The organism is Kocuria dechangensis, from assembly GCF_014636775.1.
GTDB lineage: Bacteria > Actinomycetota > Actinomycetes > Actinomycetales > Micrococcaceae > Kocuria > Kocuria dechangensis.
Genome location: NZ_BMEQ01000049.1, coordinates 1 through 10,357, shown reverse-complemented (window position 1 = coordinate 10,357; position 10,357 = coordinate 1). Strand labels below are relative to the sequence as shown.

General features: G+C 76.0%; 13 protein-coding genes. 11 read left to right on the top strand and 2 right to left on the bottom strand.

Annotation, left to right across the window (positions count from 1 at the left end; translation table 11 throughout):
- On the top strand, positions 1-1,076 hold a 1,076-nt coding region (locus IEW07_RS20140; protein ID WP_188540495.1), incomplete at its 5' end, for an aminotransferase class IV.
- Positions 1,077-1,138: 62 nt separating this feature from the next.
- Here the strand turns inward: IEW07_RS20140 and IEW07_RS20135 are convergent.
- Positions 1,139-2,053: a LysR substrate-binding domain-containing protein gene (locus IEW07_RS20135; protein ID WP_188540493.1), complete on the bottom strand. Its 915-nt coding sequence runs from the start codon at positions 2,051-2,053 to the stop codon at positions 1,139-1,141.
- Positions 2,054-2,153: 100 nt separating this feature from the next.
- Here IEW07_RS20135 and IEW07_RS20130 point away from each other — a divergent pair, with 100 nt between their 5' ends.
- From IEW07_RS20130 to IEW07_RS20090, 9 genes are all read left to right on the top strand, one after another.
- Positions 2,154-2,390: a hypothetical protein gene (locus tag IEW07_RS20130; RefSeq protein WP_188540491.1), complete on the top strand. Its 237-nt coding sequence runs from the start codon at positions 2,154-2,156 to the stop codon at positions 2,388-2,390.
- Between the two features lie 44 nt (positions 2,391-2,434).
- Complete coding sequence (locus IEW07_RS20125) at positions 2,435-3,769, top strand: aminotransferase class V-fold PLP-dependent enzyme (protein WP_188540489.1); 1,335 nt, start codon at positions 2,435-2,437, stop codon at positions 3,767-3,769.
- Positions 3,766-4,236, top strand: coding sequence for a Fe-S cluster assembly sulfur transfer protein SufU (sufU, locus tag IEW07_RS20120; RefSeq protein ID WP_188540487.1), 471 nt, complete (start codon positions 3,766-3,768; stop codon positions 4,234-4,236). The genes IEW07_RS20125 and sufU overlap by 4 nt, the downstream gene beginning before the upstream one ends.
- Before the next feature lie 86 nt (positions 4,237-4,322).
- Entirely contained in the window at positions 4,323-5,186 is an 864-nt protein-coding gene (locus IEW07_RS20115) for a Rieske (2Fe-2S) protein (protein ID WP_229742014.1), read from the top strand.
- Positions 5,187-5,243: 57 nt separating this feature from the next.
- Entirely contained in the window at positions 5,244-6,284 is a 1,041-nt protein-coding gene (locus IEW07_RS20110; protein ID WP_188540485.1) for an MsnO8 family LLM class oxidoreductase, read from the top strand.
- Positions 6,285-6,293: 9 nt separating this feature from the next.
- Positions 6,294-6,884, top strand: a complete 591-nt coding sequence (locus IEW07_RS20105; protein WP_188540484.1) for a nucleosidase — start codon at positions 6,294-6,296, stop codon at positions 6,882-6,884.
- A 24-nt stretch (positions 6,885-6,908) separates the two neighbouring features.
- Positions 6,909-7,625, top strand: coding sequence for a lipoate--protein ligase family protein (locus tag IEW07_RS20100; protein WP_188540482.1), 717 nt, complete (start codon positions 6,909-6,911; stop codon positions 7,623-7,625).
- Positions 7,626-7,673: 48 nt separating this feature from the next.
- Positions 7,674-8,495, top strand: coding sequence for an SOS response-associated peptidase (locus tag IEW07_RS20095; protein WP_188540480.1), 822 nt, complete (start codon positions 7,674-7,676; stop codon positions 8,493-8,495).
- Positions 8,496-8,566: 71 nt separating this feature from the next.
- A complete protein-coding gene (locus IEW07_RS20090) occupies positions 8,567-9,022 on the top strand; it encodes a pyridoxamine 5'-phosphate oxidase family protein (protein WP_188540478.1) in 456 nt (151 codons plus the stop codon).
- 83 nt (positions 9,023-9,105) lie between these two features.
- Here IEW07_RS20090 and IEW07_RS20085 read toward each other — a convergent pair whose 3' ends face one another.
- A complete protein-coding gene (locus IEW07_RS20085) occupies positions 9,106-9,612 on the bottom strand; it encodes a GNAT family N-acetyltransferase (RefSeq protein WP_188540476.1) in 507 nt (168 codons plus the stop codon).
- Positions 9,613-9,921: 309 nt separating this feature from the next.
- Here IEW07_RS20085 and IEW07_RS20080 point away from each other — a divergent pair, with 309 nt between their 5' ends.
- Positions 9,922-10,245 (top strand): DUF6504 family protein, encoded by a 324-nt coding sequence (locus IEW07_RS20080; protein WP_188540474.1) that lies wholly within the window; start codon positions 9,922-9,924, stop codon positions 10,243-10,245.
- Positions 10,246-10,357 lie beyond the last annotated feature (112 nt).

The window sequence follows — 10,357 nt, the reverse complement described above, 5'->3', positions numbered from 1 at the left end:
GCTCGTGCACCGGCGCCCCGAAGATCCGGGCCATGGAGATCATCAACAGCCTCGAGCCCACCGGCCGGGAGGTCTACACCGGGGCGATCGGCTACGCCGGCCCCCTGGCCGGGCTGGCCCTCAACGTGGCCATCCGCACCTTCGAGTTCTCCGGGGGCCGGGTCCGGCTCGGCGTGGGCGGGGGGATCGTCGCGGACTCCGACCCCCACGAGGAGGCCCACGAGACCCTGGTCAAGGCCGTGCCCCTGCTGGCCGCCGTCGGCGCCCGGCTCGACGAGAACCTGCGCGGGGACTGGGCCCGCCACGCCCCCGCGCCCCACGAGACCCGGGAGCGGACCCCGGCGCGCCCGGACCCGGCCCGGGGTCTCTTCACCACCCTGCTCGTCCGCCGGGGGGTGCCGGTGGACCTCGACGCCCACCTGGCCCGCCTGGGCGCCAGCGTCGGCGCCTGCTACGGCGTCGTCCTGCCCGCGGCCCTGCGCGAGGACGTGCTCCGCGCGGCCGCCGCCCTGGCCGAACCGCACCGCCTGCGCGTCACGGCCGTCCCGGCGCCCGGCGGCGCGGTGGCCACGGCGACCGCCGCCACGGCCCTCACCCCGGGGCCGGCGCTTCCCTGGCGGCTGGTCCCGGTGGTGCTCCCGGGCGGCCTGGGCGCGCACAAGTGGGCCGACCGCCGCCTGCTGGAGCGCGAGCCGGAGCCGGGCCTGTGGTCGCCCGCCTGCGATCCGCTGCTGGTGGAGCCCGACGGCACGGTCCTCGAGGCGGGCCGGGCCAACGTGTTCGTCGTGCGGGGCGAGGAGGTGCTCACCCCGCCGGCCGACGGGCGGATCCTCCCCGGCGTCGTCCGGGCCCGGGTGGTCGAGGCGCTGCGCGGCGCCGGCCGCCCGGTCCGGGAGCGCCCGGTGGGCCTGGCCGAGCTGGCCGGCGCCACGGAGGTCTTCGTCACGAACTCGGTGCGCGGCGTGTGCCCCGTGACGAGCGTCGACGGCGCCGGACGGTGGGGAGCCGGCCCGCTCGCCCGCCGGCTGCAGGAGGCGCTCGGCCACCCGCAGGAGCACGCCACGGTCCCCGCCTGAGCCGCACCCTCCGGCCGGCGCGACCTCCCGCCCGCGCGGCCTCCTGCCCGGCGCCCCGGGCCTCAGGCCAGGCTGTCCCGGACGAACGCCCGCAGCCACCGCTGCGCCGGGTCGTTCTCGCGCTGGGGCGTCCAGGCCATCGAGACCGTGAACCGCGGCGTGGGGATCGGCGGCTCGGACAGGGTGAGACCCGCCGCGGCGGCGAAGGCCTCGGCGGCGTGGCGGGGCAGGGTCACCAGCACGTCGGCGGTCTTCAGCGGGGTGAGCGCCCCGGCGAAGTGGCTGGTGGAGCCGGCGATCCGGCGGCGCAGCCCCCGGGCCTCGAGCAAGTCGTCCACGATCCCGCGCCGCCCGTCGAAGGAGACCAGCAGGTGGGGGCGCTCCAGGTACTCCGCCAGGGACAGGGGGGTGCCCAGACCCAGGCGCCCGCCGTCGTAGAGGCACGCGTACCCGGAGGCGAACAGCTCCTCCCGGTGGAGGCTCCCGGCCAGGCGCGGCAGCGCCCCGACCGCCAGGTCCACCGAGCCCTCCGTCAGCAGCGGCTCCACGGTGTGGCTGTTCGACTGGCGGACCAGGACGGAGACGCCCAGCCGTTCCGCCTGCAGGCGCCGGAGCATCCGCGGCAGGACGTGGGCCTCGACGTCGTCGGACATGGCGAGGACGAAGGTGCGGGTGCTCGCCGCCGGGTCGAAGACGGGCTCCTCGACCAGCACCCCCGCCAGCTCGCGCAGCGCCCAGCGGATGCGCGGGGCGATCTCCTGCGCCTTGGCCGTGGGCGCCATCCCGTCCCGGCCGCGGACGAACAGCTCGTCGCCGAAGAGCCGGCGCAGCCGGGCCAGGGCCGCGCTGGCGGCGCTCTGGCTGACGCCGAGGGCGTGGGCGGCGTGCGTGACGTGGCGCTCCCGCATGAGCACCTCGAAGGTCACCAGCAGGTTGAGGTCGACGCCGCGGAAATCAGTCTCGTCGATGAACATCATGGCCGATATTAGTTTCCTTTTTGACGCGGGGCGCTGGGAGAATGGAGGGGACCCCTCTCCGGGAGCCGACCGCGGGGCTCCCACCAGCCCGAAGGACGCCATGCGCAAGCAGCAGCACCACTCCGACGACCCTGCGCAGCCCCGGCGCAGCCTGTTCCGCCGCTTCGACGACCTCGCCATGCGGTTCTACGGCCCCGCGGCGCGCAGCCCGCGGAACCTGAGGGGCCAGGAGGAGCCCACCCAGGAGGTCCGGGACTGGTACCAGAACCTCCAGGACGAGTTCGTCGTGGAGAAGGACGCCCAGGGCAACACCTACCTCCGTCCCCGCGAGCGCTAGGTCCGGGACCCCCGGCCCCCGCAGGCCGGACGGAGCCGAATAGAATGGTGCCCACCTCCGGAAGGAACCCCGCCGTGCCGTCCCAGACCGTGCCACCCCTGACCGACTCCGAGCTCCGCAGGATCCGGGAGGACTTCCCCCTCCTGACGGGCACCACGGTGGGCGGCGCCCCGCTGGTCTACCTCGACTCCGGCGCCACCTCCCAGAAGCCGCTGGCGGTGCTCGACGCGGAGCGGGAGTTCTACCTGCACCGCAACGCCGCCGTGCACCGCGGGGCCCACTCCCTGGCCGTGGAGGCCACCGACGCCTACGAGGAGGCCCGCCGGACCGTGGCCGGGTTCGTGGGTGCGACCGAGCGCGAGCTCGTGTGGACGTCCAACGCCACCGAGGCGATCAACCTGGTCACCTACGCGTTCTCCAACGCCACCGCCGGCCGCGGGGGAGCGGCCGCCGAGCGCTTCCGCCTGGGCCCGGGGGACGAGATCGTCACCACCGAGGCCGAGCACCACGCGAACCTCATCCCGTGGCAGGAGCTGGCCGCCCGCACCGGCGCCACCCTGCGCTGGATCCCCGCCGACGACGCCGGGACCCTCGATCCCGCCGCCGCCGCCGAGGTGATCGGGGAGCGGACCCGGGTCCTGGCCTTCACCCACGTCTCCAACGTCACGGGCGCGATCACCGACGTGGCCGGCCTCGTCGAGCTGGCCCGGGAGGTGGGGGCGCTCACGGTGCTGGACGCCTGCCAGTCGGTCCCGCACCTGCCCGTGGACCTGCCGGGCCTGGGCGTGGACTTCGCGGTGTTCTCCGGGCACAAGATGCTCGGGCCCACCGGCATCGGCGCCCTCTACGGGCGGGCGGAGCTGCTGGACGCGATGCCGCCGTTCCTCACCGGCGGGTCCATGATCACCAGGGTCACCATGGAGTCCGCCCAGTACCTGCCCGCCCCCACCCGGTTCGAGGCCGGCACCCAGCGCGTGGCCCAGGCGGTGGCGCTGGCCGAGGCCGTGCGGTACCTGCAGGGGATCGGCATGGAGCGGATCGCCGCCCACGAGCACGCCCTGGGCGCCCGGCTGGCCGAGGGCCTCGCGGGGATGGAGGGGGTCCGGCTGGTCGGCCCGCCCCCCGGGACGGACCGGGTCGGGCTGGCCGCCGTGGACGTGGCGGGCGTGCACGCCCACGACGTCGGCCAGGTGCTCGACGCCGCCGGGGTGGCCGTGCGGGTGGGCCACCACTGCGCCCAGCCCCTGCACCGGAGGCTCGGGCTGACGGCCACCACGCGCGCCAGCACCTACCTCTACAACACCGCCGAGGACGTGGACCGGTTCCTCGCCGAGCTCGCCGGGGTGCGCGCCTACTTCGGGGCCGGGGACGACGGATGAGCGGCCTCGACGGGCTCTACCAGGAGGTCATCCTCGACCACGCCAGGCGCCGGTCCGGGGAGGGCCTGGCCGACCCGCTCCCCGGGCACGCGTGCGGGGAGTCCCACCAGTACAACCCGACGTGCGGCGACGAGATCACCGTCCGGGTGGAACTCGTACCCGGCGACAGCGGGCCCGGTGCCGAGCCCGTGGTCGAGCGGATCACCTGGGAGGGACAGGGCTGCTCCATCTCCATGGCCGCGGCCTCCGTCCTCGCCGAGACGGCCCCCGGCATGACCCGCACGGACCTCCTGGCGCTGATCGAGGAGTTCCGGGCGCTGCTGCGCTCCCGCGGGACCGTGGAGCCCGACGAGGAGCTGCTCGGCGACGCCGCCGCCTTCGCCGGGGTGTCCCGGTTCGTGGCACGGGTCAAGTGCGCGATGCTCGGCTGGGTGGCCGCGGAGGAGGCCCTGGGCCGCGCGGGCTGAGCGCGGCGTCCTTCACACACGGGAGCACCATTGTCCCGGCCCGCCCCGCGGTGGGACACTGGCCGCCCGGCACGGAGGAGACGGTCATGATGAGCACGACGGCCATGATGGACGAGCTGACGCGGCGCTTGGAGGCCTGGACGGCCCTGGACAGGGTGGCGGACCCGCTGGCCGCGGCCGTGAAGAAGGCGGTGCGGCCCCGGGCGGTCCGGAACGTCCTGAGCGGCACCGTCATCGGCCACCCTCTCCACCCCCTGCTCACCGACGTGCCGATCGGCGCGTGGAGCATGGCCGCCCTGCTGGACCTCGTCGGCGGCCGCGGCGCGGCCCCGGCCGCGGACCTGCTGGTGGCCACCGGGCTGGCGGCCGCCGTGCCCACGGCCGCGGCCGGGCTCAACGACTGGTCCGACACCTGGGGCGAGGACCGGCGCGTCGGGCTGGTGCACGCCGCCGCCAACAGCACCGCCCTGGTCCTCTACGCGGCCTCGCTGGCCGCCCGGGCCGGCGGCCGGCGCGGCGCCGGCCGGGCCCTCGGGCTGGCCGGCTTCGGCGCCGTCATGGGCGGGGGCTACCTCGGCGGCCACCTCGTCTTCGTCCGGGGCGTGAAGGTCAACCGCACCGCCTGGCGGGAGGGCCCGGCCGAGTGGACCGACGTCCTGGCCGAGGCCGAGCTCGCCGACGGCGGCCACCGGATGGTGCAGGCCGGGGCGGTCACGGTGCTGCTCGTCCGGCAAGGGCGCCGGGTCCACGCCCTGGACAGCGTGTGCAACCACATGGGCGGGCCCCTGGAGCAGGGGACCATCGAGAACGGCTGCGTCGTCTGCCCCCTGCACGGCAGCACCTTCCGGCTCGCCGACGGGGCCGTCGTGCGCGGGCCGGCGACGAGCCCCCAGCCCGGCTACGAGACCCGGGTCCAGGACGGGCGGATCCAGGTGCGGGCCCGGACCTAGGAGCGCCGCCCGGGCCGGGCGCGGAATTCTCCCGCCCCCGCCCCGGTTGTGCGCACCATGGCCCTCCCCGACCTCCCGCTCTCCGTCCTCGACCGCGCCAACTCCCGCCGCGGCGCCTCGGAGGCGGACGCCCTCCGGCAGGTGCTGGAGCGGGCCGAGCGGGTCGAGGCCCTCGGCTACCACCGCTTCTGGGTGGCCGAGCACCACGGCGTGCCCGGCATCGCGGGCTCCGCGCCGGCCGTGCTGATGGCCGCCGCGGCCGCCCGCACCCGGCGGATCCGGATCGGCTCGGGCGGGATCATGCTCCCCAACCACCAGCCCCTCGTGGTCGCCGAGCAGGCCGCGACCCTCGCGGCGCTGCACCCGGGGCGGGTGGACCTGGGCGTGGGGCGCTCCCTCGGCTTCACGTCGGCGGTCCGCCGGGCCCTGCGCACCGGCAGGGAGGACGCGGAGCGCTTCGAGGCCGACCTCGCCGAGCTCCTGGCCCACCTCGCGGGGGAGGCCCCGGTCACCGCCCGCCCGCAGGACCGCGCCGCCACCCCGGTCTTCGTGCTCGCCACCGGCTCCGGTGCGGAGGCCGCCGCGCGGGCGGGCCTCGCCGTCGTGCTGGGCGGTCCGGCCCTGTTCCGGGACGGCGCCGACGGCGGTGCCGCCGCGCTCGCCCGCTACCGGGAGGCGTTCCGGCCGTCGCGGTGGTGGGCCGAGCCGTACGCGGTGGTGTCGGCGAACGTGGCCGTGGCCGGGACCCACGACGCCGCCCGGGAGCTGCTCCTGCCCGAGGCCCGCGCGCTCGCGGCCTCCCGGACGCGGGGCGAGTTCCCGCCGCTGGAGCCCGTGCGCCCGGCCGATCTCGAGGCCCTGCCGGCCCGCGAGCGCGAGCTGGTCGAGGGCGCGCTGGCGGGCTCCGTCCTGGGCACCCCCGCCGAGGTGGAGGAGCGCCTGGCCGGGCTGCTGGCCGCGACCGGGGCCGACGAGCTCCTGGTCACCGGCGGCGCGTTCGACGCCGCGGCCCAGGCCCTCTCCGACGAGCTCCTCGCCGGGCTGTTCCCCGCGGCCCGGGCCCGCCGGCGTGCCCCCGCGCGGGCGGCGGGCCGCTAGAGTGGCGGGGTGCCCCAACTGCTCGTGCTCGCGGCCCACCCGCTGGAGACCAAGTACTTCCCGGCCGACATCGACCTGGTCCTCACCGGCGTCGGGATGTCGGCCGCGGCCGTGCGCACCACCGAGGCGGTGCTCTCCCGCTGCCCCGACCCCGCCCGCCGGGAGGAGTTCACGGTCCTCAACATCGGCAGCGCCGGTGCCCTGAAGGAGGGCCTGAGCGGGGTGCACGAGCCCTCCCGGATCCTCAACCGGGACGTGGACGAGCAGCTGCTGCGCGCGGCCGGGATCCCCGTGGACAACGTCATCGAGCTCGGCGGGCCCGGTCCCGTCCTGGCCACCGGGGACTCCTTCGTGGCCGGCGGCCCCGTCCGGGACGCGCTCGCCGCCCGCGCCGACCTCGTGGACATGGAGGGCTACGCGATCGCCGTGGCCTGCCGCCACCTGGGGGTGCGGCTGCGGATGGTCAAGCACGTCTCCGACGCCGCCGACGAGGCCGCGATCGCGTGGGCCGAGAAGGTGGAGGTCAGCGCCCGGGACCTCGGGGCGTGGTTCCGCGACAGCGGCATCGCCGCGTCCCGGCCCGCCGCACCGCTGTCCTGATCCGCCACTAGACTGGGGCCCAGCATGAAGATTCTCCGCCAGCGCGAGTCCCTGGGCGCCCAGCAGGACTACGAGAGCGCCATGACCCTCCTCGCCGACGTGCGCCGCACCGGGCCCGTCCTGCGCCTCTACGAGCCCGCGCCCACGGTCGCCTTCGGCCGCCGCGACGAGCTGCTGCCGGGCTTCGCCGCCGCGGCCCGCGCCGCCCGCGAGAGCGGCTTCGAGCCCCTGGTCCGCAAGGTCGGGGGCCGGGCCGCCGCCTACCACGGCGGGTGCCTGATCATCGACCACGTCGAGGCCGCGGAGGACCCCACCTCGGGCATCCAGGACCGCTACCGGCTCTTCGGCGACATGCTCGTGGCCGCGCTCGAGGAGCTCGAGGTCGAGGCCGACGTCGGGGAGATCCCCGGCGAGTACTGCGCGGGCGAGCACAGCGTGCACGGGACGCACCCGGCGTCGTCGCCGGAGCCCGGCCGGAAGGTGAAGCTCGCGGGCACGGCCCAGCGGGTGGTCGGGGGCGCCTGGTACTTCAGCACGGTGCTCGTCGTGGAGCAGTCCGAGCCCATCCGCTCCGTGCTCACCGACGTCTACTCCGCGCTGGAGCTGGAGTGGGACCCCGCCACCGCGGGGGCGGTCGACGACCTGCGCCCGGGCACCACCGTGGCCGAGGTCGAGCGCGGGCTGCGCAAGGTGTACGGCATGTACTCCGAGTACCTGGGGTACGGCCCGCTCACCGACTGAGCCCCGGCCGCGCGGCCGGGCAAGCACACGGGAGACCAGGAGGCAATCATGTGCGGACGCTACGTCATCGCCCGGGCCGTGGGGGACCTCGTGGCCGCCACCGGCGCCGTCCCCGACGAGAGCCTCGGCGACGCCGACCACGGCAGGCTGCGGGCCAACTTCAACACCGCGCCCACCACCGACGTCCCCATCGTCCTGGAGCGCTTCGTGGGCGAGGGCGACGACGGGGAGCTGGTGCGCGAGCTGCACGTCGCCCGCTGGGGCCTGGTGCCGGGCTGGGCCAAGGACCCGGCGGTGGGGGCGAAGATGTTCAACGCCCGCTCCGAGACCGTCCTGGAGAAGCCGTCCTTCCGCAAGGCCGTGCGCGCCCGCCGCTGCGCGGTGCCCGCCAACGGCTACTACGAGTGGAAGAAGGAGCCGGGGAAGGGCGGGCGCAAGCAGCCCTACTACATCCACCCGGCCGACCCGGAGGAGACCATCTGGTTCGCCGGGATCTACGAGTGGTGGCGCGTGCCCGAGGGCACCGACCTGCGCTCGGAGGCCCTCCAGCCCGGCAGGGACGGGGGCGGGAGCACCTGGCTGCTGTCCTGCTCGATCCTCACGACCGACTCCCCGGAGCCCTCCGCCGAGCACCCGGTGCTCACCGCGCTGCACGAGCTGCACGACCGGATGCCGATCACCCTGGCCCCCGAGCACGTGGGCGACTGGCTGCGCCCCGGGGAGGAGGACGCCCCGCAGCTCGTGGACATGGTCCGTGCCGAGGCCCACCGGACGGCCGCCCGGTGGGTGCTCGACCCCGTGGACCCCGCGGTCGGCAACGTGCGCAACAACTCGCCGGAGCTCGTGGAGCCGCAGCCCGCCCTGTTCTGAGCCCCGGTCCGGCGGTCCCCGCCGGGCCGCCCACCGAACCGTCCACAGAACCGCCCGCCGAAGGAGCACCCATGACGAACCCCTCCGCAGAATCCGCCGCAGAGTCCTCGCCCGGCACCGTCCACCGGATCGTGGACTTCGTCCGCGCCCACGGCGGCGGGGTCGTGGCGACCAGCAGCCCGACCGGGGGCCCGGAGTCCGCGTGGATCAACCTCGCGGCGGGCGACGACGGGCGCCTGGTCTTCGGCACGAACCTGCACAGCCGCAAGTACGCCAACCTCCGGGCCGACCCCCGGGTCTCCCTGGTGGTCGTCTCCGGGACGGGGCAGGAGTTCCAGCTCGAGGGGGAGGCCGCCCTGCTGGACGGCTCCGCCGCGGAGGCCGCGGGCGAGCTGCTGGAGGCCCGCCACCCCGGCTCCGGCGGCCAGGACCCCGACAGCACGCGGCTCGTGGAGGTGGCGCTGCGCTGGGCGCGGTTCGTGGACGTCGCCGTCGAGCCCCCGGCCCGGGAGGAGTTCGCCCTCTGAGGCCGGGGACGCCAGGAGGCCCGGGACCCCAGCGGGTCCCGGGCCTCCTGGCGTCCCCGGAGCTCGCCGGTGCGGCGGCGGGCTCAGTACTCGTCGTCGTCCGGGATCCAGCGGTTGAAGTCCAGGGTCAGGTAGAGCGCCAGCGCCGCGGCGTTGTCCTCGGCGATCCGCAGGCACACCTGCTCGTAGCCCTTCTGGAAGAGGGTCGCCATGCTGGAGCGCACGAGCTGCTCGGCCAGGCCCTGCCGGCGCCGGGAGGCCGCCGTGAACAGCTCGAAGAGGTAGGGGGCGTCCGGGAGCTGGCCGTCGCCCACGCGCCGCTCCAGGACCAGGGCCGCCGCCACGATGGTCCCGTCCTCGTCCACGACGACGGGGGAGGCCTCGGGCAGGAAGGGCCCGTACTCGCCGGCGAACACCCCGCTGATCACCTGGCGCGCCTCCTCGAGGCTGGAGACCCCGCCCTGCTCGTAGGACGAGTAGTACAGCTGCGCGAGGCCCTCGGCGTCCTGCGGGGCGGCCGGGCGCGTGGGCACCGGGTTGCGCTTCGGGTTCTCCGTGGTGCGGGCGATCAGCGTGATGGTTCCGGTCATGGGAGCCTCCGTGGGATCGGCGCCGGCTGCTCCGGCGGATGCGGACGAGGGAACGGCGGTGCGGGGCGGAGCAGGGACGGCGCGCCTTCCGTGCTCTCAGCGTATCGATTTCGCGGGCCTTGTCCACGGTTCCCGACGGCCGGGCGCGGCGTCCCGGCGCCTCGTCCCGGTCGTCCCGGCCCAGGGGAACAGGTGTTCCTCCGGAGTGTCACAGAGCGTTAGCGTGTCGCACAGGTGTTCTAGCTTCCAGAGGACAGGACGTGCCGCCGCAGGGGCGCCGGCCGAGGGAACCGAGGGAGAGGAGCCGTCGTGGGCTTTCTGACGGAGAGCGTCGACGTGGACTGCGACGCCGAGGGCGTGCCGGTGGGCGTGCGCTGGCGCGGCCGGGCCTACCGGGTGGCGCAGGAGCCCGTGCGCTGGTACGAGCGGCGCGCCTGGTGGGCGGAGGACGCGCGGCTGCCCGCGGGGCGGGGGGTGGGGGCGGTGGAGCAGCAGGTGTGGCGGCTCCAGGTGCAGCTGAGCCCCCGCGCGGAGCTGCTGACCCTCGAGCTCGTCCACACCCTCGACACCGGCCGCTGGCGCCTGCTCGCGGCCACGAGCGCGACCGGGATCCGGGTGGGGCGCTGCGCCTGAGCGGCCGGGACGGGGCGGAACCCGGGGCGGGCGGCGGGACGGGCGCATAGATATCCCACGGTCGTATGGTGTCAAGCGGCGTCGGCCAGACGGATGGGTTCGGACCGCTTCT

Coding starts and splice junctions, on each gene's coding strand:
- IEW07_RS20135 (WP_188540493.1), bottom strand. CDS start 2,053: ATGATGTTCATCGACGAGACTGATTTCCGCGGCGTCGACCTCAACCTG.
- IEW07_RS20130 (WP_188540491.1), top strand. CDS start 2,154: ATGCGCAAGCAGCAGCACCACTCCGACGACCCTGCGCAGCCCCGGCGC.
- IEW07_RS20125 (WP_188540489.1), top strand. CDS start 2,435: ATGGTGCCCACCTCCGGAAGGAACCCCGCCGTGCCGTCCCAGACCGTG.
- sufU (WP_188540487.1), top strand. CDS start 3,766: ATGAGCGGCCTCGACGGGCTCTACCAGGAGGTCATCCTCGACCACGCC.
- IEW07_RS20115 (WP_229742014.1), top strand. CDS start 4,323: ATGATGAGCACGACGGCCATGATGGACGAGCTGACGCGGCGCTTGGAG.
- IEW07_RS20110 (WP_188540485.1), top strand. CDS start 5,244: ATGGCCCTCCCCGACCTCCCGCTCTCCGTCCTCGACCGCGCCAACTCC.
- IEW07_RS20100 (WP_188540482.1), top strand. CDS start 6,909: ATGAAGATTCTCCGCCAGCGCGAGTCCCTGGGCGCCCAGCAGGACTAC.
- IEW07_RS20095 (WP_188540480.1), top strand. CDS start 7,674: ATGTGCGGACGCTACGTCATCGCCCGGGCCGTGGGGGACCTCGTGGCC.
- IEW07_RS20090 (WP_188540478.1), top strand. CDS start 8,567: ATGACGAACCCCTCCGCAGAATCCGCCGCAGAGTCCTCGCCCGGCACC.
- IEW07_RS20085 (WP_188540476.1), bottom strand. CDS start 9,612: ATGACCGGAACCATCACGCTGATCGCCCGCACCACGGAGAACCCGAAG.